This is a genomic window from Bacillus cereus group sp. MYBK195-1 (assembly GCF_051916605.1).
Classification (GTDB): Bacteria; Bacillota; Bacilli; order Bacillales; family Bacillaceae_G; genus Bacillus_A; species Bacillus_A cereus.
In genome coordinates, this window is record NZ_JBQAGZ010000005.1 from 275,757 (window position 1) to 299,751 (window position 23,995).

Sequence of the window (23,995 nt, forward strand, 5' to 3'; positions counted from 1 at the left end):
GTAATGTTCATCGATAGGAAGTTTGCCAAAATTATTGCATAATAATAGTATAACAACAGAAATTATTCATGAGGTGATATATATGAACGGAAATAAAATATTAGCTGCGTTATCATACTTTAGTGTACTATTTGCCCCTATCTTATTCCCTATTATCGTTTGGATCGTGGGAGACGCTGAAACAAAACCACATGCAAAACGTGCTCTATGGACACACATCATTCCAAGTATCGCTACATTCATTGGCGTAACTATTCTAGGAATTATGGGTCTTGGATCTGATCAACCAGATGTAACACTTGGAATTGGATCAATGATTGTCTTAGCTATTTGCGGAATCATCAGCTTATACTACTTCATCTGGAACATTGTAAAAGGAATTAAAGTGCTGAAAGCTTAATTTTAAACAAATGTTTGTTTAAAAAGGGCCCCTTGCAATTTGCAAGGGGCCCTTTTCCTAATTCGTTCACTTTATCTTCTGCGTTTCTTCTTTTTTCTCATCATTTTCTTTCGGCGCGTATTCACTTTATCCGCTATAATGTGGAGCGTACTTGCCACAACAATTCCCATTAAGAACGTTACAATTTCAACCTCATGCTTCTTCGCAATTTCTATTAAATTACCATCCAGTGCGATTACATTTAATAGTAATAAAAATGGAGAAAAGACGATTAACATGTACGCAATACGAATCACATCACCAAGTATAATCGTATGCGTAAAGAAAGATCGATGCGGCATTACTTTCTTATAAGGATACCAAAATATACGTAAGAAACCCCATTTGTTATAAGCATTACTGTACGTATCTAAATCTGGTGTTAAAAATGAAGTACCTACTAAAAAACCAATTGCAAAAGTTAATAAAAAATCAAAATTTGTTAATCCATACGAAAAGAGCAAAAATAAAACAACCGGAAGGGATATTAAGTTTATTTTCGTATGCGTTCTTCCTGATGGCATAATGCACTTCCTCGCTTATGTTCGTCCTGTCACCTTATGACAGATTTCACCTATTGACCTAATTTCTGATCGATAAATGTTGTGTCTATATCCGAACCAAACCATTCTGCCAACTTCACACGTGCCTTATCTTTCACATCTTCATTGACGTATAACGACACCTGTATTAGTGCGGCCGTTAACGCCCCTAAATCATCCGTATAGCCAATTCCAGCAATGAAATCTGGAATCGCATCAATCGGTGCAATAAAATAAGCAAGTGCTCCAATTACAATAATTTTCACTCGTTTTGGAACATCGGGTCTTTGTAAAACGTAAAACAGTAATAAACTTGCATAAATGACCGACTGCCCTGCTTGCTTTGCAACATGTTTTACTTTCTTCCAAAACGCTTCAACTGAAAATTTTTGTTTCATGTAAAAGCCTCCCTATTTTTAAAAAGAAATAAGCTACAATATGTTATCAGTAAAAGTTCATGGAAATTACACAAAACCTATCAATGAACTTTCATTGTAACAAACAAACTAAAAAAGAACAAGTGTTCGTTAATTTTCACACTATTTCCTTCATATAATAGATTTCTAGATAACCCTTACCCATCTTCATTTCTTATTTCTCAACAAAGAAAATTTTCACTTCCACTTAACATTCTGCTCTACCTTTGTTATATTTTCTAGTTGACGGACATATAAACGAATGTTAAAGTTTTCTCTGGTAGTGACAAATCTTATACAAAAAATGTAAAATGTTATAGTGTTTCTCAGAAATGAATTTTGTTGTATAATACAGAAATGACGTTATGCTTATGAGCAACAAAAGAAACCAAAAGGGTATGCATAGTTATAGTCGTATATGGGTGAATATAGAACCTTTAATTATGGCCAAGAAAACTATGTATTTTTTATTTTAACATTTTTCGCTCCAAAATCGACCAAGCCTGATAGAGAAAGGGTGGAAATGAATGAAAGAAACCTTGAAATCACAATTTCAAAATGTGCGTTTCACTGTATTCGTAGCTTTAGCCTTATGGCTGAAAACTTACCTTATTACACGCACAAGCTTTGATTTAAAACTTGAATCTTTCATGCAAGAATTCATTTTATTCCTTAGCCCATTAGCAGCATCATTACTGCTTGTTGGTCTTGCATTATTTGCAAAAGGGAAAAAACGTAACTATATAGCACTTGGAATTAATTTTGTCTTAACAATCGTTCTTGTTGGTAACGTAATGTTCTACGGATTCTACAATGACTTCGTTACATTACCGGTGCTAGGACAAACATCTAACTTCGGAAGTTTAGGTTCTAGTGTGAAAGAATTATTTAACTACAAAATTATCCTTGCATTTGCAGACATTATCATATTCTTCGTTCTGTTGAAGAAAATGAAAAACTTTGCACCTACAGAGCGTGTAGCACGCCCGATGCGTTCCCTATACTTCGTATCAACAGTTGCTATCTTCTTCGCAAACTTAGGACTTGCAGAAGCTGAACGCCCAGAACTATTAACACGTTCATTCGACCGCGTTATGCTTGTTAAAAACTTAGGATTATATGTACACCAAGTATACGATCTTGGCTTACAAGCAAAATCAAGTTCACAAAAAGCGTTCGCTGACGGTAGTAAATTACAAGAAACAGAAAACTACGTAAAAACAACACAAAGTAAACCAGATCCAAATATGTTCGGTACTGCAAAAGGGAAAAACGTAATTGTTGTCTCTCTTGAGTCATTACAAACATTCTTAATTGGTGCAACAGTTAACGGACAAGAAGTTACACCATTCTTAAACCAATTTACGAAAGAAAGTTATTACTTTGATAACTTCTTCCATCAAACTGGTCAAGGTAAAACATCTGATGCTGAATTCCTAGTAGATACTTCGTTATATCCACTAGACCGCGGTGCTGTATTCTTTACACACGGTAACAATGAATATACAGCAACTCCAGAAATTTTACGTCAGCAAGGGTATCACACGTCGGTATTCCACGCAAACAACGCAACATTCTGGAACCGTAACATTATGTATCCAGCACTTGGTTATGATCGTTACTACAACGAGCTTGATTACAAGATTACGCCAGAAACAAAATTAAATTGGGGATTAAAAGATATCGAATACTTCGATCAATCTATTGATATGTTAAAACAAGTGAAGCAACCATTCTATACTCGCTTCCTTACTTTAACGAATCATTACCCATTCACTTACGATGACAGTACAAAATTAATCGACGAATATAATTCTGGTGATGGAGTATTTGACCGTTACATGGTAACTGCTCGTTACTTAGACGAAGCAATGAAACACTTTATTGAGCGTCTAAAAGCAGAAGGTATTTACGACAACTCAGTAATCGTATTCTACGGTGACCACTACGGTATTTCTGAAAACCATAACCGTGCAATGGCACAGTTCTTAGGAAAAGAAGAAATCACTGCATTTGACCATATGAACTTACAAAAAACACCGATGTTTATTCACGTTCCAGGTCAAAAAGAAGGTAAAACAATTTCGAAACCAACTGGTGAAATTGACATTAAACCAACTATTCTAAACTTACTTGGTGTAGATTCTACAAATGACGTTCGATTCGGTCATGATGTATTCTCACCTGATAATAAAGGATTTGTTGTTCTTCGTGACGGTAGCTTCGTTACAGATAAATACATGTACACAAACAGTACATTCTATGACCGTGCTACTGGTGAAGTTGTACAATTACCGAAAGAAGAATCTCAACCACTAATTGATCGTGCCCAAAATGAATTGAACATGTCTGATAAAATCATTGAAGGTGACTTACTTCGCTTCTCTGAAAGTAATAAGATCAAAACTGGTGAAGTAAAAACAGTTATTAAAGAAGAAAAGAAGAGCGCTGAGTAATCTCAGCCTCTTTTTTATTTTCTTCCATACAACTACTTATATTCATTAACTTTAAAATTACATAACCTTTACCAAATATTCACATAGTGTTAATGAAGAATCTCTATAATAAAATATGTAAACGAGGTTCTACATATTTCTTATCTCTCATCTTTCGTAAGATCCCTTAAAGAAATGTGTAAATCTTTTGTTTCTACTTTCTTATAATTGTCTTTCAACTTGTTTTGTTTCCATACGCAAAGCATTCAACGAGACAATGTCCCTATGAAAGATAGCTACCCTCCTTGTGCAGCATTCCATAAGAATGTTGCTTTTTTTTATTTAAAAGCAGGATTCTCATTTCTTATTTTCGAATTTGTATATACAAAATGCTGTAAAGTGAAACTTTAATCAGCCCTCACCAATCGGGCATTTACGGGCAGTGATTCGCACACTTCACTTCTTTGCTCTACCCAAATTTGTAAGTAGGGGCTTTACTACCGTTAATGCGGGGTAAATCATCCTTATTTCTCTATGATTTACAAATACATATACGGTCATATGTAGAGAATTGCTCACATAAAAATTACTATAGTGATTTTTATCTCGCATGAATGGAAGTTTCACGTTACTTACGTACTTACGAAAGGATGGGACGGAAATTGGCATACGAAAAATTTGTACTTTGGAATGATGAAGTTATTGATACAACAAAACAACAAACGTACATAGAACTTGAAGAGAGAGGTTCGCAGTTCGGAGATGGTGTCTATGAGGTTATTCGCCTATATAAAGGGAACTTTCATTTATTAGATCCGCACATAACGAGATTATATCGATCCATGGAAGAAGTAGAATTATCGCTCCCTTTCTCAAAAGCTGAGCTCATCACTTTACTTTACAAATTAATTGAACGAAACCATTTCCACGAAGATGGCATCATTTATTTGCAAGTATCTCGTGGTGTACAAGCTCGCACACATGTATTTTCATATGACAACCCTCCGACAATTTATGCCTATATTACAAAAAAAGAACGACCAGCTTTATGGATTGAATATGGTATACGCGCTATATCAGAACCCGATACTCGATGGCTACGCTGTGACATTAAATCATTAAATTTATTACCAAACGTACTAGCTGCTACGAAAGCTGAACGGAAAGGCTGTAAAGAGGCACTTCTCGTAAGGAACGGTATTGTAACGGAAGGAAGCCATTCCAACTTCTTTTTAATTAAAAACGGAACGCTTTACACACATCCAGCCAATCACCTTATTTTAAATGGCATTATTCGTCAATATGTCCTTTCTTTAGCGAATACTCTTCACATTCCTGTGCAGGAAGAACTTTTCAGCGTTCGTGACGTTTATCAAGCAGATGAATGCTTTTTTACAGGCACAACGATTGAAATTTTACCAATGACCCACCTTGATGGGACCGCGATTCAAGATGGGCAAGTTGGGCCTATCACCAAAAAACTGCAAAAATCTTTTAATCAAATCTTATTACAATCCAATATGGCATCTTCTTAAACACGAATAATTTCTGTCCTTTCATATTCAATATATGCATTTAAATGGAAATCAAGGTGTAATTTTATGCCTTGATTTTTTTCTTGTAATCTTTTTGTCATATTCAGATTCCTATATAAGTCTTGACAGTAATCAACATGCTCTTTAGAATTTTTAACAGTTGGTAAATATTTCTTCACTACATTACAGACAGAAAGGAATCGACAAATTATGAAAAAGTATCTTGCCGGTCTTGCGGCAGTGTCTGTAGCAGGAGGAGCAGCACCTACACTTGATAGTGTTCAAGCTGCACCTGAACAAAATACACAAAAAGCTGCTACAACTGTCCAAGCTTCTGCATCAAACAGCTCATCTTATAAGGTAAACGCGAGCGTATTACATGTTCGTGCGGGATCAAGCACTTCTCACGACATCATCTCACGCGTTTATAACGGTCAATCACTAAACGTGATTGGCGAAGAAAACGGTTGGTTCAAAATTAACATTAATGGACAAACAGGCTTTGTTAGTGGCGAATTTGTATCAAAAAGTGGCGCAGCAAACAACAATGTAAGTACAGGTGGAAACAATAAAGTTACCGCTGATGTATTACGTGTACGTACAGCTCCTAACACATCTAGTTCTGTTTCTGGGCGTGTATATGAAGGACAAACATTAAACGTAATTGGACAAGAAAATGGTTGGGTGAAAATTAACCATAATGGACAAGTAGGTTATGTAAGTGGCGAATTCGTATCTGGCGTTTCTTCTAATGCAGGTTCTTCAAACAACAATACGAATAATAACAACCAAGAAGTAAAACCAGCAAGCGGAAACTATACAGTAAATGTATCTTCCCTTCGCGTTCGTACAGGTCCTAGCACTTCTCATACAACTGTAGGTTCTGTCAAAAAAGGACAAGTAGTACAAGTTGTTGGCGAAGTTCAAGATTGGTTCAAAATCAATTACGCAGGACAAACTGCTTATGTAAGCAAAGACTACGTAACAAAAGGCGGTTCTAACGAAAACGTTACAGAAGGCAACAAACAAGAGCAAAACAATAATAATGGAACTATTCAAACTGGTGGTTCTTACGTGGTTAACGCTACATCTCTACGTGTTCGTACAGGCCCTGCCGCTTACCATAGTGTAATTGGTGGCGTTTTAAATGGTACAACATTAAACGTAGTTGGATCTGAAAACGGTTGGTTTAAAGTAAATTACCAAGGAAAAACAGGCTTTGTTAGTAGCGAATTTGTGAAATTCGTTAAAGGTGGCACTACTACTCCTGAGCAACCAAAACAACCTGAAAAACCTAACCAAGGTGCAATTGGCGACTACTACATTAATGCTTCTGCACTAAATGTACGTAGCGGCGAAGGTACAAATTATAGAATCATAGGCGCACTTCCACAAGGACAGAAGGTTCAAGTAATCTCTGAAAACTCTGGATGGAGCAAAATTAACTACAACGGTCAAACTGGTTATATCGGAACACGTTACCTGTCTAAAACACCAGTTGGAGGCGCAGTAGATAATAAGCCTAACAATAACCAAAATAACAATCAAAACAATAACAACAATAATAATACAGGCAATAATAGCGGCGACAGTTCTTCCGTACTTGCATATGCAAAATCAATGCAAGGTGTACCGTACGTTTGGGGCGGAACTTCTGCTAACGGCGTAGACTGCAGTGGCTACATCTACCACGTATTTAAGAAATTTGGTCATAACATTAGCCGTCAAAGTGTTGCGGGATATTGGAGTAGCCTACCAAAAACTTCAAGTCCACAACCGGGTGACTTAATTTATTTCCAAAACACTTATAAATCTGGTCCTTCACACATGGGTATTTACCTTGGAGGCGGATCGTTTATCCAAGCTGGAGATAAGGGTGTCGCAATCGCTTCATTAAGTAACTCTTATTGGAAGAGCCACTTCTTAGGATACACGAAAGCACCTTAATTAATAGTTTCAAAGCCTTCTAGTTTACTAGAAGGCTTTTTTGCTATGAGTTCAACATATTACTCCCTTTCTCCTACCTTCTCTCTACAAAAATAATGTATCCATTCTTCCATTTCATACACTTTATTCTGCAAAAACAATGCATAACGTTATCATAATGTATATATTTTCATAAAAAACATAACCTATTTCATGTCTATTTATTTTATATGTGTTTTTTTGAAGAATTTTCTTTTTATTTAAACTTTTCATTAGACGTTTGACCTCCGATGTCCATTATGATAAGTTACTAAAGATGTTATATTCGCAAACGTATAGACAACTGGTTTATACACTGTTTTTACTATGAGGAAGGAGCATACACTGCATGAATCTTTTATGGGGAATTGGCGGCGTGATTGGAGTATTAGCAATTGCTTTCTTACTATCTTCCAACCGCAAAGCTATTAATTGGCGCACAATTTTAATTGCGCTAGCATTACAAATGTCATTTTCATTTATCGTATTACGATGGGACGCTGGTAAAGCAGGTTTAAAACACGCTGCTGACGGTGTTCAAGGATTAATTAATTTTTCTTACGAGGGAATTAAGTTCGTTACTGGGGATTTAGTCAACGCAAAGGGACCTTGGGGATTTGTATTCTTTATTCAAGCACTACTTCCAATCGTATTTATTAGTTCATTAGTAGCAATCTTATATTATTTCGGTATTATGCAGAAATTTGTTAGCATCGTTGGTGGTGCATTAAGTAAACTTCTTGGAACTTCTAAAGCAGAAAGCCTAAACTCAGTAACGACTGTATTTTTAGGACAAACTGAAGCTCCAATTTTAATTAAACCTTACTTAGCACGCTTAACAAATAGTGAATTCTTCACTATTATGGTAAGCGGTATGACAGCTGTTGCTGGATCCGTTCTTGTCGGTTATGCAGCAATGGGTATTCCGTTAGAGCACTTATTAGCAGCTGCAATTATGGCGGCTCCATCGAGCTTATTAATTGCGAAACTAATCATGCCAGAGACAGAAAAAGTAGATAATAACGTTGAACTTTCTACAGAACGTGAAGACGCAAATGTTATTGATGCAGCTGCACGCGGCGCATCTGAAGGTATGCAACTTGTTATTAACGTAGCAGCAATGTTAATGGCTTTCATCGCATTAATCGCTTTATTAAATGGATTATTAGGATGGGTTGGTTCTCTGTTCGATATTAAACTTAGCCTTGATTTAATCTTTGGTTACTTATTATCACCATTCGCAATCTTAATTGGGGTTTCTCCTGGTGAAGCGATACAAGCAGCAAGCTTTATCGGTCAAAAACTTGCAATCAACGAATTCGTTGCATACGCAAACTTAGGACCACACATGGCAGAGTTCTCTGACAAAACAAATCTAATTTTAACATTTGCAATCTGTGGATTTGCAAACTTCTCTTCTATCGCAATTCAATTAGGTGTAACAGGAACGTTAGCTCCTACTCGCCGTAAACAAATTGCACAATTAGGGATTAAAGCAGTTATCGCTGGTACATTAGCGAACTTCTTAAACGCAGCAGTTGCAGGTATGATGTTCCTATAAACTTATATAGAGTCTTCTCTTTCTACAAGAGGAGACTTTTTTCATGCAATCCAAACGTCTTTTATGTATCTATTAATCAATTTATCCTAAATATAAGCACATTATGATACAATAATGTTTAAGTCTTTTTATTTTTCTTATGAAAATAGAGATACTACTTGTTGTTGCCCTTCAAAAGAGTTTAACGACATAGTCAATTTCTTAATAATTGCGCATACTACAAGTATCTATTGATGAAATAGCTTTAAGGAGGAAAGTTTTGTGAAAGATAAGTTCTATAAAATCCTCTCTATGTGGATTTTACAAATTGTATTTTATTTTACTACTGTATATGTGACGAAATATGAGCATGCTCTCATTTTTACAATAATATACGTAATCGTAAATGTACTATTCTTATTTTTAGCTGACAAAACAGCATTTGTTTTCTTCATACTAGGAACCATTATTTCCGTATTTTATTTGTTCTATCAAGCATGGCTTCACTTATGGAGTACATCAGATCAATGGCAATATATGATTACCCACTTCCTGATGGCAGCTAACTTCTTCATTGTATATATAACAACTCACCTATTGAAAAAAGTGGTTCATGAAAATAAAGCTTTAACTGAGCGTGTGAGAACATTGGAACAATATATTGGAGAATCCAAATTACTAACAAGACAAGAATTTGAGAGACGCCAAGCGTTATTAACGACTGCAATGAATCGTCGTAATGAAACAGGCATTATTGTTTACTTTGATTTCACTTCCTTTAGTAAATATACAAAGGAAAGTGTTATGGACCGTGTAGCTTCTTTATTAGTTGAAACGGTAAGGAATGATTTTGACCTTGCTGCTGAATATGATAATAATACGCTAGTTATTTTATTACAAAACACAAATGAAGCTGGTGCTGACATTGTAATGAACCGCCTAAAACCAAAAATGGAGCAATGGCTTGCTGCTAAAGCAATCAAAGATATAAAAATTTCACGCGAGCAAATTGGAAACAAAGGACAGACACTGTTATGATGACTCTCGTTATACTTCTTTTATTCCTTCTGTTTTGCGTACTCGTTTTTTGGATTAGTATCACATTTTCAATTAAATATGTACTTATTTTTACGGCCTTTCTATTCTCTGGCTTACTCGTTTACTACTCTTTCTTAACAATCGCGGGCTTAATTCACCGAAATAGTAAACGAAAAGATCGTACGCTAGAACATTATCCGAGCGTCGATATTTTCATACCTGCCCATAATGAAGGCGTCGTTATTAAAGATACTTTAGAGGCGATGGCAAAGATTGAATATCCAGGAAAGCTAACTATTTATTTATTAAATGATAACTCTCAAGATGAAACACCTGAAATCGGCGATGATTTCGACAAAGCTTATGCTCATATTCGCCATATTCGTGTTCCTCCCGGTGAACCGAAGGGTAAATCACGTGTACTAAACTATGGGCTTAGTATTTCAGATGGTGAGTACTTCTGTGTTTACGATGCAGATAACCAACCTGAACCACACGCACTGCGAATGCTTGTAGAGCACGCTGAAACAACTGAAGATGCTGTTGGAGCTGTTGGACACGTTCGTACAGTAAACGAAAAAAGAAACTGGTTGACGCGAATGATTTCGCTAGAATTCCAAATCTTCCAGCTCCTTATGCAATCTGGACGCTGGTTACTATTCCAAACGGGCTCGCTGACAGGAACAAACATGCTTCTTCGTCGCTCCGCACTAGAAGAGCTTGGTGGCTATGACCCTTACGCAATTGCAGAAGATGCTGAATTAACATTACGAATTACACAAAAAGGTTATCTCTTACCAATCGTCCCAGAATCAGTTACTTGGGAACAAGAACCAGAGCATTTAAAAATTCTTATTAAACAACGTACACGTTGGCTCCAAGGAAATTTATATATTTTAGAAAAAATGTTCTCATCATTAAGTTTCTTTAAAGGAAAGCTGCTTGTTCATTCCTTACAACAAGTTCTAGTGTATGTTGTATTTTGGCTATTCCTAATCATTTCGAACGTTTGGTTTGTAATTGGGCTGCTCGGGATATTCCAAATTCAATATAGCATTCCGCTACTATTTATGTGGTATGTCGCATATATTACATATGTTTCTCAATTATTTAGTGCCCAGAGTGTCGAACGAACCTTTACACCGACTAATATTTTTATTAGCGTTATTATGTACTTTACGTACGCACAGCTCTTTACGTACTTATTTATTCGTAGCTTAATCTTATACTTACGTGCAAAGAGCAAGAAACAAGTCATTGGCTGGGATAAAACAGTTCGATTCAAAAAAGATAAATAATAAAAATAAGCACAGAGCGCCGTATGCTCTGTGCTTATTTATTGCCGTATAAATTATATATCAGACAATACCCCTTAGCTGAAAGTAATTTCACGTCCATCCCCCAACGAACGATCGACCTTCATTTATATACGAAAAAGTGATTGCTATTTTTGTAGAACCAATTGCTTCTCTTGCTGTTCTTTGCGCGTTTCAGTCTTAGGTTCCGTGCTTTCTTGGACACTACGATGTGCCACACGTTTCAAACAAATATGCTTCCACTTTCTTTCGTAACGTTTCATTATTCTAGATGTCCCCCTTGAATGCGCTTTAAAACTATTTGAAATCGCTTACAGGAAATAATATAGCACATATATATAAACGTGACAACACATTTCCGACAATTTTTTGTCAAAAATATGAATAGAATTCGTAAGGGATCGAATATTGTCGAAACCTATCGTTTTTTCTTCGTATAAAAGGCATACTACTTATATGGTAAAGTATTTTATTTCCCCTACCCGCATTTCAAATTCCTTCTATATAAAGTGAGATTTTAATCAGTCATCACCAATCAGACTTTTACAGGCAGCCCGATTTCTTTGCTTTTGCTGACTTTTGAGTTGGGGGGCTTACTGCCCGACAAATAGAGGGATTAAAAAAAGAGCTGATATAAAATCAGCTCTTTTCCTTCTATTATTAATGACGCTTCATACGTCCTTCTTTTTGTAACTCTTTAAATAATGCTGCCATCATAAAGAAAATAACAAAGACGAATGGGAATGCTGCAATGATAGCTGCCGTTTGTAAGGCTTCTAATCCGCCAATATATAATAAGGTAGAAGCTATCGCGGCTAGAACGATACCCCAAATCATTTTAATACGATTTGGTGGGTTTAAACTACCATGTGTCGTTAACATGCCTAAAACAAATGTTGCAGAGTCTGCAGATGTAATAAAGAATGTAGAAATAAGAAGAATCGCTAAAACAGATAAAGCTGATCCAAAGCTTCCCATCTGATCGAACATAGCAAACAATCCTACTTCTGTTCCCATCTCTTTAATTTTTTCAAAGATATGTGCATCACCAAACAGCTCCATGTGAATACCAGTCCCGCCGAAAACGGAGAACCAAAGCGCACCGATTACGGTCGGTACAAGTAACACACCGATAACAAACTCACGAATTGTACGACCTCGTGAAACACGAGCAATAAACGTACCTACGAACGGTGACCATGCAATCCACCATGCCCAATAGAAAATTGTCCATGACTGAATCCATTGATTTCCGCCTTCATCCAATGGACTTAAACGGAAACTCATACTTGGCAATTCCTGAATATACGAACCTATTGTTGAAGTGAAGTAATTCATAATAAAGTTTGTTGGACCTGCAAATAATACAATAATCATAAGTGCAAACGCAAAAATAATGTTCGTATTACTTAAATATTTAATTCCTTTATCAAGACCTGTTTGTGCAGATAACATGAAAAGAACTGTTACGATTGCAATAATAACTAACTGTGTCGTTAATGAATTCGGGATAGATGTTAAATAGCTAACACCACCTGCAATTTGTTTTGCACCGAGACCTAATGACGTTGCAACACCAAACACAGTTGCGAAAACAGCTAACACATCAAATGAATGAGCAATACGCCCGTGTTCCCCGCCCTTAAATAGCGGACCTACTGTCGCACTAATCGTACTTGCTTTTCCTTTTCTAAAGGTAAAATAAGCAATACATAACGCTACAAACGCATATAGTCCCCAAGGATGTAATCCCCAATGGAAAAATGAAAAACGCAGTGCAAGGCGCGCACTTTCCTCAGTTGCACTATCTCCAAACGGAGGTGCGTATAAATGATTTAATGGTTCGGCAACGCCCCAGAAAACTAAGCCGATACCCATACCAGCACTAAATAACATAGCAAACCATGTCATATAACTATAATCAGGTTCGTCATCATCTTTACCTAAACGAATAGAACCGTATTTCGAAACAATTAAAAAGATAGACACACCTAAAATAATAGAAACGGAAATAATATAAAACCAGCCAAACTTACTAACTAATGCAGTTTGAATTGCGGTTGTTACATTTCCTAAACTACCTTTTCCAATAATAGATTCGGGAATAATCCCCCAAATTGTAAATGCAATACATAATGTTAATGAAACGATGAATGTTTTTGTCAGTTTCCTCATCAAATCCCCCTTCGTAGGTTTCGCTTTTGTAAATAACATAAATTCCGATATGTAAAATCGGATAGAAAACTATAATTTTGCGGTGATTTTCTTACTTTCACCTTCACCAATTCGAATTCTTATGGACAGCCTTACCTTTCGTATAACCTTTTCACTCTGCAAGAGCTACAAGTTAGAAATACTGGTGTCAAATTGTGTGAGAAAAACGCGGATAGGAATGTATTTTCCTAAAAAAGGATGTGTTACATATGTAAAAAAGGGCAAATTTCTTCCTTGCAACCCTTTCGTTTTGTAACAATTATGCGGTTTTTTTGCTAGTATATAGCACGTGTTTATAGCTTCACAAACAAAATGTTTATGTTTATATAACTATATTACCCATAAAACGGTAAAATACTCAAGGAATGTAATCGTTTAGTAAACATCATGTAACATTCCTGTAATATTTTTATTTACGTCGAAAAAAACATGTTGTATTAAATATTTTGAATATAACTAGAAACCTATGAGTCATATAGAATGAAAAACGCTTTCCTATATTTTTTGTTATATTACAGGATATTAACGACTTATTACGAATGGTTTGTAATTGTGTGTTTTCCCCAAATCCGAAAAAATCTGTTGCTATAATGAGGACACGAAAACAAACGCAATGGAGGCTATCATGAAAAAATTAATTGGTATAGCAACAGCAGCAGTTTTTGGTCTTGGGATTTTCACATCATCTGCTAATGCAGAAACTGTTGTAACAACAGACGTACTAAACGTACGCGAAAACCCTACTACGGAATCAAAAGTTGTCGGTAAATTACTAAACGGTAATAAAATAGATGTACAAAATACAGAGAACGGATGGTCAAAAGTTACTTTAAACGGTAAAGACGCATTCGTAAGTGCAGAGTTCACAAAAAGCATCTACTACGTAACAGCTAACGTATTAAACGTACGTGCTGAAGCGAACACAAACTCAGAGGTTCTTGGAAAGTTGAAGAAAGACGATGTAATCGAAACAACGGACCAAGTACAAAATGAGTGGTTACAATTTGAATATAACGGGAAAACAGCTTATGTTCATGTTCCTTTCTTAACAGGTACAGCACCTGTAATTGAGAAACAAGAAACAACTGCTCCTGCTAAAGCTGAAGCACCAGCTAAGGCTCAAGCACCTGCAGCACAAGCAAAACCAGCTACTAAGCCTGCTGTAAAAGCTGCTGAAACTAGCGAACCATCTGGTGGTCGTGAGTTAACAGTTGTAGCTACAGCATATACAGCTCACCCGAGCGAAAACGGTGGCACATATGGCGGCCGTGTATTAACTGCAATGGGTCATGATTTAACTGCGAATCCAAACATGAAAATGATCGCTGTTGACCCGAAAGTAATCCCATTAGGATCTAAAGTATGGGTAGAAGGTTACGGAGAAGCTATCGCTGGAGATACTGGTGGTGCAATTAAAGGTAACCGTATTGATATCTTACTTGGATCAGATAGCGCTGCTCAAAAATGGGGACGCAAAACTGTTAAAGTGAAAATTTTAAAATAACCAATGACTGCTAAATTACAAGCCGGTTCTCTTTATTGAGAGCTGGCTTTTATTTATTTATAATACATATAAGGAGGCTATGCCCATGAATGTACAAGCAAAAGTAGACTGGATTGGTACGCCAAAACCGTACATATATAAAGATGAAGTAACATATAACGCTACGTCTATTGATTTCTCACTCGCTGGCGATGATAACCGCTATAAGTTAATTGTGCTCAAGTCTGAAAACAATACACATTACAAAATTGTGCAATATGGAGTAAAACCAGGCTCTCAAAAGCCATTTCCTATCGACATTCCATTTGAACAAAACATGTTACCAATTATAGAGCAGATATTACATGATCCATATGTACAAGAAATATTAAAAGAAACACACTCATAATTGTAAAAAAATATATCAACGATTTTTCAATTATATCTATCATAACTTACGATATATCAACGGTTCGACACGAAATATCGATTTAGCTACAAAAAAGAAGCTGTTCAAATATTGAACAGCTTCTCTCATATTAACGAGTTGGACCAGATACATCTTCTGATTTCAAAGTATTATTTGCACCAAGAGAATAATACAACATCTTTCCATTTCCATTCACGGTTACAATATGTTCGTTATTAAAACTTTTGAACTTCACAGATCCATCACCGTAACGAATATGATACTCTTCATATGTCGTTACTTTATATTTCGTATCACTTTGACGCTCTACATTACGAACTTCCATCGCTAATAAGTCTTCTGTAATTCCTTTTTTGTGTAAATACTGTATATAATCACGGTCTTCCTTATACGATTTCCCGCTCTTATCATAATTCTTTTCAATTAAACTAAAATCATTTAATGAAATTGCACGTACGTTATCATAAATATGATTTCTTACAAATTCGCCCACCGCTGAACTTGATGTTTCTTTCGGGAATTTTAAGTAATACGTGCTTTGGTCTCCAATTTTAACACTTTCAGATTTCATCACACCAAAATCAGTAGTTTTCTCTAAATGTACTTCTACTGTTTCATCTGTGGATACAGGACCAAGCTTATAACTTCCATAATTTAATTTTCCACGTTTTTTCCCGTTCACAAATACAGTTGCATCACTTTCATCAGAAGAAATGCTTACATACTTGCCTTCAAGCGATAAATCCACTTTCACCTTCTCGCTCTGTTCATCCGCTAAATCTACTTCTTTCTCTGTTTCTAATTCAGTAAGTTCTGTCTTCGCCGTTGCCTTTACAACATATGTACCTGGGAAGTATGGCCCCAACTCTTTCGAAGTTTTATCACTAGAAAGCTCTGTTTCTTTTTTGTCATTCACATGTATTTCTGCATTTTTTGCAGTTGTACTAATGCTCATATAATAAGATTTCATGCTTAACTTATACTTTGGATATAAGAACCACTCTTTTCCCTCTTCTACTATTTCCCCGTCTTTAAATGCAGGTTTATCTTTTGTTAACTTTTGATCTACTGTCTCTTTCTGTAAATAAGACAGTAATTGTTTGTTGTAAGAAGGATTCTCTTTTAAATAACGCATGTACGCTTTAATATCCTCTGTCTTAATCTTTAAGCTTGAATCATTCGCTTTTACAAACTCATCAATTGCATTAATATCTTTCTTTTGGAATGCTTCAATCATTACATTTACTTGCTTTTCTTTTGAAAACTTATATGCTCCAAATTTATATGCCCCAAATAATAATGCAGCAATAACAACAAAACCAATGATCAAAAATAAATTTTTCTTACTTTTCACTGGTTTTGTCTCGCTTTGTAATTCTGTATATGAAGCAGCAGTGTTATCAACGATTACTTCTACTTTACTCCCACACTCAGGACAAAAGTTCAAATGGTCTGCAACATTCTTTTTACATGTTCCACAAAACTTCAACGTGCTCTCCTCCTATTTTTTAGCTAATTTTATTCCAGCAAATGCTGCTACATATGTCACAATCAAGCTAAACAAAGTTAAATATATAAATGAATTTTGCATAGATAGTGCTGTTCCACTTGTTCCAAATAAACCTGTTACCGTTCCTGAAACATTAATTTGGAACTTAGAAATCATATTCATTACAATCATCATAATTGTGTAAGAACCACTGCATACCGCTAATGTAATATATATATTGGCGGTCGGTAATTTAGCTAACTTTCTTCCCGCTCTAAACATAAAGAACAATGGAATAATAAGCAGTAATAAACCATAATGGAATACATTATTCACTTTATCGAATTCTGCCAGGCTTTCCTCATTTGCTCCTTTTGAAATCAATATCTCTCTAAGCTCTACGCCATTTACAGAGACGCCTGATATAAATGAAAACGATAGTGTGCTCTCATATGTATTTGATTTCTTACCAATTCTAGTAAATTCTTTACTAAGTGCTGGACTTGATACTTCTAACGGCGCAAAATGAGCCATACTCCATAATTGAGGTGTTAACTCTAATGCTAATAATGTACTTTCAGATTTTAAAGTTGTTATTTCTTTTAATGGTTCAATACCGTCTTCCTTACTTACTAACGCCATAATACAAACCGCTACCGCTGTTACTAAAAGTCCTTTTATCATAGCTGAAACACCGTAATACACAGACGCTCCATATGGCATTAACTCTTGAAATGCTACTGCCATATTGTTTTTGCTTGTATGAGCAATAAATCCTAATAAGGTAAATAATGTCCCACATACAAAACCACTCAATAAACTCTTAATCGCTGAATAGCCAACCGTAATCTTACCTGCTTCTGAGAATGGAATTGCAAAAGATTGTGATGCTATAAAACTTATAATGAATAAAAAGACGCCATAAATAATACCAACTGTTGCTGCCATAAAGATTTGATCTTTAATCGTTTTCGCAACATGCTGTTTCCCTAACCAAATTCCTGTACCAGCGAAAATAATAAATGGAATGATTAATAATAATGTAAATGGAGTATGCCAAGATAAAGAAAATATCAATCCACTATCATCGTTAGCTGTAAAACCAAGTAAATGGTAACTTAACATCGTAGAAGTTGCACTCGAATAAAAACTTGGCAACATTTCTAATTCTTTCGCAAATTTGCTAAACATCTCACTTAACATAGAAGCAAATAATAAACTACCAATCCAACCAGCAATTAACATGAGAATACTTGCAACAGCCCCACCAATAAAACCTTTTTGTAAAACGGCTTTATCTGCTTTAAATTCAACTTTAGGAGCACCATCCATTTTAGGCAATTTTACAGATTGTTCTTTTTTCTTCACAACAGATAAAGAATACCCACACTTTTGACAATATAAATTTTTTTGAGCATTTTCACTGCCACAGCCTTTGCAGTATTTTGCAGTATCTTTTTCTAACGTTACTGCATCTATAGCTCCTGCAATCTCCATACTACCTTCATTTGGGCAATAATTTACTTCTTCACCATGTTGTTTTCCACATGTGCGACAATACATTTAATTCACTCCCCACTTTGCTTAATTCCACAAACTGGACAGTAAGTAGAGTTTTTATCAATATGCTCATTACATGAAATACAATTTACCGTTTCACCTTCATTTTCTACTGCTAACATCGGGTTAGGTTTTCCACACGAACCACAAAACTTATCATTTATTGATAAAGGTCCACCACATTCACATGTAGCTTTTTCACCTTGTTGTTTTTGCAATTCAACAATGCGCTTTCTTGCTTGATAAATAGCTACATCAAATTCTTGAACTGGAGCAATCATTTCTTTTAAGCTCGCTTCATTTACTCCACTTCCTCTTAATTGAACATACACTTGCTGCCCAACCTCTAATAGAACCTCTGCTTTTTTCTGCATTTGCACTTGCATTCCCTTTTTCAATTGAGCAATTTCTTGTGCAACTTGCAACTTCATTTTCCCTTGTTCTATTCCTTCTTGTAACTTATTCATTCCACTACCTAACTTCGTCTGTAAATCTGACAAATTATTTCTCCTCCTATACGTATATATTCATATATGAAATTAACATTTTATATATTACCATGATTTTCAAGTTATGTAATCCAAATTTCATTTTTTCTGTTTTGAGCATTTTTTGTTTATAATGGTAAAGGAAAGAAATATGTGTACGGAGGAATATTATGCTGCAACACTCAATTACGAAAGATGAAATTATGATGATTGCGAATGAGTTCGTTCAAGGACTAGATCCGCAGCAAACAGCTGATCAGGAACATGTCGCTACAGCTCGGCACCTATATCGTAGTGGTGTTGTCTACAACGTTGACTTTGATGGTTATACACTGTCAGGAACTGTAGATGCGGAAGGCAACGTATATAGCGTTCATATTCCGATTCGTAATGTCGCTGAAAGTTATTGTGATTGCTTCGCACCAACACAATGTGAGCATATGCTCGCTGTATTACTATCTGCAGCGTCTAGTTTCGGGCAAGTAGGAGATGTATTAACTTTATTTAAAAATAATACGAAACCTTCCCTTCCTCCTATTAGAACTGCAAGACAAGTATTGCAATCATCAGCTTTTGAAGAAACGGATTATAAAAGTTGGGAATCATATTTTGAAAAAGAATATGATTCATTTAAAAAAGAACAAGCTCGCCTTACTTATAAACAAATGTATTTTCTTATGAGTATCTTTACAGATTTCTATACGAAGCTTGAGCGGAAAGCTCCGCGCGTCATCGCCATACATGAATTATTCAGGTTACATGCAGCAATTTACTGCTTTCAAAAATTATTAGAAGAAATTCAGGCATTCGAAGCAAACAAAACGTATTCTTATCACCAACCTGTTAATGTCATTCGCCTATTTGTAGATAAAGTGGAATCCATCGTTCGGGACTTACAATCAGAAGCGATTCCTTCAGAGTCTGAAATAATTTTGCAAGAAACAGCTCGTCTCGTTCATGAAGTATTCTTCTCTACCGACGCTTATACGCAAGAGCGATTTTTCATTTATCGTCACATATGGAGTGAACTTTTAAACAATAAAGAGAACATAGAAGAGGAAGAAAAACGAATCGACATGAAAATCAATCCACTATCCAAAGCATTAGCGTCTTCTCATCTTCTCTTTTTAAATGATGAAGATTTACTAGCGATGGACTTACTAAAGAAACAACCTGCTTCTGTTGTGAGTCTATACTTCTATTGGTTAGAAGAACTATTAAGTGCCATGCAATGGGATCGTGCAAAAAACTGGCTTTCCTTTACGTATAAACAAGTAAAGAAAACGATCCAAGATCACGAAAATACGATTTTCATAAAAGATATCGTTCGGCTATTTGTAATCATGTATGAAACATACGCAACACATACAAATGAACAAGCTGGTTTTGAAATGATTTTACAAGAACTATTACCGTATAGTTTCACAAACTACGAACAGTACGTACTCGCGAAAAAACAGTATCGCACATGGGCAGAGCTTCATCTCTTATATGGATTTGAGGCAATTGAACTGTTGAAAGAGCCACTGAAAGATATTGAAAAAGAAGCGCCAGAAGTGGCACTTCCTCTTTACCATCTTGCTGCTGTAGAGGCGATTGAAGAACGAAATCGTAAATCATATAAACGTGCAGTTCGTTACTTAAAGAAATTACGTACATTATATAAACGATTAAAACGCACCGATGAATGGGATGCTTTCATTATTCACATCGCCAATCTCCATTCACGTCTGCGTGCACTACAAGAGGAATTACGGAAAGGAAAATTAATCGATGATCAATCAAACTGAAGTAACAATTAGGCTCCAGCATGTTAGTCAAGGTTGGTTCCTTTGGGGAGAAGATGACAGCGGTACTCCATTATCCGTAACAAGTTGGAAACGAAATGCATTCACATGGCACTCCACTTCTTTCTACGGTACGTTTCTAAAAGAAGCAACCTTCGAAGGAAAACAAGGTGTGCTGCTAACAAATGCACAAGCTTTTGAATACATTGCAAACAAACCGATGAATTCCTTTGCACATATTCAAATAAACGGCACGATTACAGCACTTACGAAAGATGCAAATGAACTATGGGATGCCTTTACGAGTGGTAGTTTCGTACCAGATATGAATCATTGGCCTAAACAACCATCTTGGAAAGTTCAAAATACACCAATTGAAGATGACACATTAGCATCGCTTTTCTCAGCAGCAGTAAATGAAAGCATATTACAAGACAACCGCTCAAATGACGGCTGGGAAGATGCTAAAAGACTATATGAACATTATGACTTTACGAAAAGACAACTGGAAACAGCACTACATGAAGAAGATTGGCTTCGGAAAATTGGTTATATTGAAGATGATCTTCCGTTTACAATCGGACTAAGACTACAAGAACCACAAGAAGAATTTGAAATGTGGAAGCTTGAAACAATTGTGACACCAAAGCGCGGGGCGCATCGCATATATGTATATGAAAACATCGATTCCTTACCGAAAAGATGGCACGATTACGAAGAACGGATTACAGAAACACAAGAAGGTTTTAGTAAACTCATACCGTGGTTAAAAGAAGGAGATACGTTCCGAAATGAACTCTTTGAAACAGAAGCTTGGAACTTCTTAACAGAAGCAAGCAATGAATTACTTGCAGCCGGCATTACAATTTTACTACCATCATGGTGGCAAAATTTAAAAGCAACAAAACCGAAATTACGTGTCCAGCTGAAGCAAAATACAGCACAAACACAATCGTTCTTCGGTATGAATACGCTCGTTAATTTTGATTGGCGCATTTCGACGAACGGCATTGATTTATCAGAAAGCGAATTTTTCGAACTCGTTGAACAAAATAAACGTCTATTTAATATAAACGGTCAATGGATGCGACTAGATCCAGCCTTTATCGAAGAAGTAAGGAAACTCATGAACCGTGCCGATAAATACGGACTAGAGATGAAAGATGTCCTGCAGCAACATTTATCAAATACGGCTGAAACAGAAATTGTAGAAGATGATAGTCCGTTTACTGATATTGAAATCGAACTAGATGGATATTATGAGGAACTATTCCAAAAGCTGCTTCATATTGGAGATATTCCAAAAGTAGATGTCCCTACTTCACTAAACGCAACACTTCGTCCGTATCAACAACACGGCATTGAATGGTTATTATATTTACGAAAGCTTGGATTTGGAGCATTGCTAGCTGACGATATGGGACTCGGGAAAAGTATTCAAACAATCTCTTACTTACTATATATAAAAGAAAACAATCTCAAAACAGGCCCTGCATTAATCGTAGCGCCGACATCTGTTCTTGGAAATTGGCAAAAAGAATTTGAGCGTTTCGCACCGAATTTACGTGTTCAATTACATTACGGAAGTAATAGAGATAAGGGCAATTCTTTTGAAGATTTCCTTCAATCAGCAGATGTTGTATTAACATCTTATGCATTGGCTCAACTCGATGAGGAAGAACTAACTTCATTATGCTGGGATGCTGTTATTTTGGATGAAGCACAAAATATTAAGAACCCACATACGAAACAGTCGAAAGCAGTACGAAACTTGCAAGCAAATCACAAAATCGCTTTAACTGGTACACCGATGGAAAATCGCCTCGCTGAACTTTGGTCCATTTTCGACTTTATTAATCATGGATATCTAGGAAGCTTAGGGCAATTCCAACGCCGCTTCGTCACACCAATTGAAAAGGATCGTGATGAAGGAAAAATCCAGCAAGTTCAACGGTTTATCTCACCATTTTTACTGCGCCGAACGAAGAAAGATCAAACAGTCGCATTAAATTTACCAGATAAACAAGAACAAAAAGCTTACTGTCCTCTTACTGGTGAACAAGCTTCCTTATATGAACAACTTGTTCAAGATACACTGCAAAATGTCGAAGGATTAAGTGGAATTGAAAGACGCGGCTTTATATTACTTATGCTGAACAAGCTAAAACAAATTTGTAATCATCCAGCTCTTTATTTAAAAGAAGAAGAGCCACAAAATGTCGTTGAACGCTCTATGAAAACAAAAACGTTAATGGAGCTCATCGAAAATATAAAAGATCAAAATGAAAGTTGCCTCATCTTCACTCAATACATCGGCATGGGGAACATGCTAAAACGTGTGCTAGAAGAAAAATTCGGCCAGCGTGTCCTCTTCTTAAACGGTAGTGTACCGAAAAAAGATCGCGACAAGATGATTGAGGAGTTCCAAAACGGAACGTATGACATTTTCATCTTATCCTTAAAAGCTGGCGGAACAGGATTAAACTTAACCGCTGCCAACCATGTCATTCACTACGATCGTTGGTGGAACCCAGCTGTGGAAAATCAAGCAACAGACCGCGCATATCGCATTGGTCAAAAACGATTTGTTCATGTTCACAAACTCATTACAACAGGAACATTAGAAGAAAAAATTGATGAAATGCTAGAAAGAAAACAATCTCTAAACAATGCAGTCATCACAAGCGATAGTTGGATGACTGAACTATCAACAGACGAACTAAAAGAATTACTTGGTGTATAAAGTGAAACTTTAATTAGGCCATTTACGGGGAGTTTTACTACCCGCAAAAAAAGCGCTAATCTCGAAATGAGATTAGCGCTTTTTTCTATTCCAAAACCAATTACTTATTATAATCCCCGTTAACCCGCCGCACGTATCAAGCAATGAATCTTGCCACATTGGTGTACGGTCTCCCGTATACCATTGGTGAATTTCATCAAATGTTGCATAACCCGCAACGAAAAGAAGGGCATATATAAAACATCTTTTCCTCGAATAACCTGATCGATGAAAAGCGTAATAAATTAATGAACCTAGGATAAAGAACACCATAAAATGAGCACCTTTACGAAGGAAAAACTCAATAAATCCGCCTACACCTTTATTCGCAATACTAACAGGGGTTCCTCCACCATAATCGATAGATACCCATGAAAAATGCTCTTTCACAAATTCAACATTTACATATTGTTCAATATCTGAACGCATATCCTGCTTTTTATATGGTTGTGCCGAAGAATAGAAAATCAGCCCCATCCATAGTAATACAGGAATCCAAAATAACCATTTACGATTCATTATCCAGAATTCTCCTC

18 protein-coding genes are annotated in these 23,995 nt (G+C 36.1%); 11 read left to right on the top strand and 7 right to left on the bottom strand.

What is annotated here, in order from left to right; genetic code table 11:
- The first annotated feature begins 82 nt into the window (after positions 1 to 82).
- Positions 83 to 400, top strand: coding sequence for a DUF4870 domain-containing protein (locus ACTFRY_RS21395; RefSeq protein ID WP_001014099.1), 318 nt, complete (start codon positions 83 to 85; stop codon positions 398 to 400).
- Between the two features lie 71 nt (positions 401 to 471).
- On the opposite strand, the gene ACTFRY_RS21400 is transcribed toward ACTFRY_RS21395, so the two are convergent.
- Both ACTFRY_RS21400 and ACTFRY_RS21405 read right to left on the bottom strand, forming a co-directional pair.
- Positions 472 to 963, bottom strand: coding sequence for a metal-binding protein (locus tag ACTFRY_RS21400; RefSeq protein WP_001139060.1), 492 nt, complete (start codon positions 961 to 963; stop codon positions 472 to 474).
- A gap of 50 nt (positions 964 to 1,013) precedes the next feature.
- Positions 1,014 to 1,379, bottom strand: coding sequence for a YkvA family protein (locus tag ACTFRY_RS21405; RefSeq protein ID WP_000810369.1), 366 nt, complete (start codon positions 1,377 to 1,379; stop codon positions 1,014 to 1,016).
- Positions 1,380 to 1,924: 545 nt separating this feature from the next.
- Between ACTFRY_RS21405 and ACTFRY_RS21410 the strand changes: the two genes are divergently transcribed.
- The 6 genes from ACTFRY_RS21410 to ACTFRY_RS21435 all read left to right on the top strand — a co-directional run bounded on the left by ACTFRY_RS21410 (position 1,925) and on the right by ACTFRY_RS21435 (position 11,208).
- Positions 1,925 to 3,853 carry an LTA synthase family protein gene (locus ACTFRY_RS21410; protein WP_000665350.1) on the top strand — a complete coding sequence of 643 codons (1,929 nt, stop codon included), beginning with the start codon at positions 1,925 to 1,927 and terminating at the stop codon, positions 3,851 to 3,853.
- A 629-nt stretch (positions 3,854 to 4,482) separates the two neighbouring features.
- Positions 4,483 to 5,367, top strand: coding sequence for a D-amino-acid transaminase (locus tag ACTFRY_RS21415; RefSeq protein ID WP_080119342.1), 885 nt, complete (start codon positions 4,483 to 4,485; stop codon positions 5,365 to 5,367).
- A gap of 210 nt (positions 5,368 to 5,577) precedes the next feature.
- Positions 5,578 to 7,314: a C40 family peptidase gene (locus ACTFRY_RS21420; RefSeq protein ID WP_000760292.1), complete on the top strand. Its 1,737-nt coding sequence runs from the start codon at positions 5,578 to 5,580 to the stop codon at positions 7,312 to 7,314.
- A 367-nt stretch (positions 7,315 to 7,681) separates the two neighbouring features.
- On the top strand, positions 7,682 to 8,893 hold the full coding sequence (locus ACTFRY_RS21425) for a NupC/NupG family nucleoside CNT transporter (protein ID WP_001051029.1): 1,212 nt from the start codon (positions 7,682 to 7,684) through the stop codon (positions 8,891 to 8,893).
- A 261-nt stretch (positions 8,894 to 9,154) separates the two neighbouring features.
- Complete coding sequence (locus ACTFRY_RS21430; protein ID WP_074624915.1) at positions 9,155 to 9,910, top strand: diguanylate cyclase domain-containing protein; 756 nt, start codon at positions 9,155 to 9,157, stop codon at positions 9,908 to 9,910.
- Positions 9,907 to 11,208 (top strand): glycosyltransferase family 2 protein, encoded by a 1,302-nt coding sequence (locus ACTFRY_RS21435; protein ID WP_000988751.1) that lies wholly within the window; start codon positions 9,907 to 9,909, stop codon positions 11,206 to 11,208. The genes ACTFRY_RS21430 and ACTFRY_RS21435 overlap by 4 nt, the downstream gene beginning before the upstream one ends.
- 678 nt (positions 11,209 to 11,886) lie before the next feature.
- Here the strand turns inward: ACTFRY_RS21435 and opuD are convergent.
- Positions 11,887 to 13,401, bottom strand: coding sequence for a glycine betaine transporter OpuD (gene opuD, locus ACTFRY_RS21440; RefSeq protein ID WP_001229104.1), 1,515 nt, complete (start codon positions 13,399 to 13,401; stop codon positions 11,887 to 11,889).
- A gap of 664 nt (positions 13,402 to 14,065) precedes the next feature.
- Between opuD and ACTFRY_RS21445 the strand changes: the two genes are divergently transcribed.
- The gene (locus ACTFRY_RS21445) at positions 14,066 to 14,944 is read left to right on the top strand and encodes a cell wall-binding protein EntA (RefSeq protein WP_098616226.1); all 879 of its coding nucleotides are present in this window, start codon (positions 14,066 to 14,068) and stop codon (positions 14,942 to 14,944) included.
- 85 nt (positions 14,945 to 15,029) lie between these two features.
- Positions 15,030 to 15,332, top strand: coding sequence for a DUF3910 family protein (locus ACTFRY_RS21450; RefSeq protein WP_001102542.1), 303 nt, complete (start codon positions 15,030 to 15,032; stop codon positions 15,330 to 15,332).
- Between the two features lie 130 nt (positions 15,333 to 15,462).
- On the opposite strand, the gene ACTFRY_RS21455 is transcribed toward ACTFRY_RS21450, so the two are convergent.
- Genes ACTFRY_RS21455 through ACTFRY_RS21465 form a run of 3 tightly spaced genes read right to left on the bottom strand, consistent with a single transcriptional unit; the run spans position 15,463 to position 18,902 of the window.
- A complete protein-coding gene (locus ACTFRY_RS21455; protein WP_000666891.1) occupies positions 15,463 to 16,842 on the bottom strand; it encodes a zinc ribbon domain-containing protein in 1,380 nt (459 codons plus the stop codon).
- A gap of 12 nt (positions 16,843 to 16,854) precedes the next feature.
- Positions 16,855 to 18,405, bottom strand: coding sequence for a zinc ribbon domain-containing protein (locus ACTFRY_RS21460; RefSeq protein ID WP_098616225.1), 1,551 nt, complete (start codon positions 18,403 to 18,405; stop codon positions 16,855 to 16,857).
- Between the two features lie 5 nt (positions 18,406 to 18,410).
- A complete protein-coding gene (locus ACTFRY_RS21465; RefSeq protein ID WP_001281753.1) occupies positions 18,411 to 18,902 on the bottom strand; it encodes a zinc ribbon domain-containing protein in 492 nt (163 codons plus the stop codon).
- Positions 18,903 to 19,060: 158 nt separating this feature from the next.
- Here ACTFRY_RS21465 and ACTFRY_RS21470 point away from each other — a divergent pair, with 158 nt between their 5' ends.
- Together ACTFRY_RS21470 and ACTFRY_RS21475 are read left to right on the top strand one after the other, a co-directional pair.
- Positions 19,061 to 20,680, top strand: a complete 1,620-nt coding sequence (locus ACTFRY_RS21470; protein WP_016118914.1) for an SWIM zinc finger family protein — start codon at positions 19,061 to 19,063, stop codon at positions 20,678 to 20,680.
- The gene (locus tag ACTFRY_RS21475) at positions 20,664 to 23,420 is read left to right on the top strand and encodes a DEAD/DEAH box helicase (protein ID WP_000610111.1); all 2,757 of its coding nucleotides are present in this window, start codon (positions 20,664 to 20,666) and stop codon (positions 23,418 to 23,420) included. The genes ACTFRY_RS21470 and ACTFRY_RS21475 overlap by 17 nt, the downstream gene beginning before the upstream one ends.
- 72 nt (positions 23,421 to 23,492) lie before the next feature.
- Here the strand turns inward: ACTFRY_RS21475 and ACTFRY_RS21480 are convergent, their stop codons facing one another.
- Positions 23,493 to 23,978 carry a VanZ family protein gene (locus ACTFRY_RS21480; protein ID WP_061139615.1) on the bottom strand — a complete coding sequence of 162 codons (486 nt, stop codon included), beginning with the start codon at positions 23,976 to 23,978 and terminating at the stop codon, positions 23,493 to 23,495.
- Positions 23,979 to 23,995: the final 17 nt, after the last annotated feature.

Excerpts from the sequence above, each read along its gene's own strand:
- ACTFRY_RS21470 (WP_016118914.1), top strand. The coding sequence starts at position 19,061 with ATGCTGCAACACTCAATTACGAAAGATGAAATTATGATGATTGCGAAT.
- ACTFRY_RS21400 (WP_001139060.1), bottom strand. The coding sequence starts at position 963 with ATGCCATCAGGAAGAACGCATACGAAAATAAACTTAATATCCCTTCCG.
- ACTFRY_RS21475 (WP_000610111.1), top strand. The coding sequence starts at position 20,664 with ATGATCAATCAAACTGAAGTAACAATTAGGCTCCAGCATGTTAGTCAA.
- ACTFRY_RS21480 (WP_061139615.1), bottom strand. The coding sequence starts at position 23,978 with ATGAATCGTAAATGGTTATTTTGGATTCCTGTATTACTATGGATGGGG.
- ACTFRY_RS21435 (WP_000988751.1), top strand. The coding sequence starts at position 9,907 with ATGATGACTCTCGTTATACTTCTTTTATTCCTTCTGTTTTGCGTACTC.
- ACTFRY_RS21425 (WP_001051029.1), top strand. The coding sequence starts at position 7,682 with ATGAATCTTTTATGGGGAATTGGCGGCGTGATTGGAGTATTAGCAATT.
- ACTFRY_RS21395 (WP_001014099.1), top strand. The coding sequence starts at position 83 with ATGAACGGAAATAAAATATTAGCTGCGTTATCATACTTTAGTGTACTA.
- ACTFRY_RS21445 (WP_098616226.1), top strand. The coding sequence starts at position 14,066 with ATGAAAAAATTAATTGGTATAGCAACAGCAGCAGTTTTTGGTCTTGGG.
- ACTFRY_RS21410 (WP_000665350.1), top strand. The coding sequence starts at position 1,925 with ATGAAAGAAACCTTGAAATCACAATTTCAAAATGTGCGTTTCACTGTA.
- ACTFRY_RS21415 (WP_080119342.1), top strand. The coding sequence starts at position 4,483 with ATGGGACGGAAATTGGCATACGAAAAATTTGTACTTTGGAATGATGAA.
- opuD (WP_001229104.1), bottom strand. The coding sequence starts at position 13,401 with ATGAGGAAACTGACAAAAACATTCATCGTTTCATTAACATTATGTATT.
- ACTFRY_RS21460 (WP_098616225.1), bottom strand. The coding sequence starts at position 18,405 with ATGTATTGTCGCACATGTGGAAAACAACATGGTGAAGAAGTAAATTAT.
- ACTFRY_RS21450 (WP_001102542.1), top strand. The coding sequence starts at position 15,030 with ATGAATGTACAAGCAAAAGTAGACTGGATTGGTACGCCAAAACCGTAC.
- ACTFRY_RS21420 (WP_000760292.1), top strand. The coding sequence starts at position 5,578 with ATGAAAAAGTATCTTGCCGGTCTTGCGGCAGTGTCTGTAGCAGGAGGA.
- ACTFRY_RS21405 (WP_000810369.1), bottom strand. The coding sequence starts at position 1,379 with ATGAAACAAAAATTTTCAGTTGAAGCGTTTTGGAAGAAAGTAAAACAT.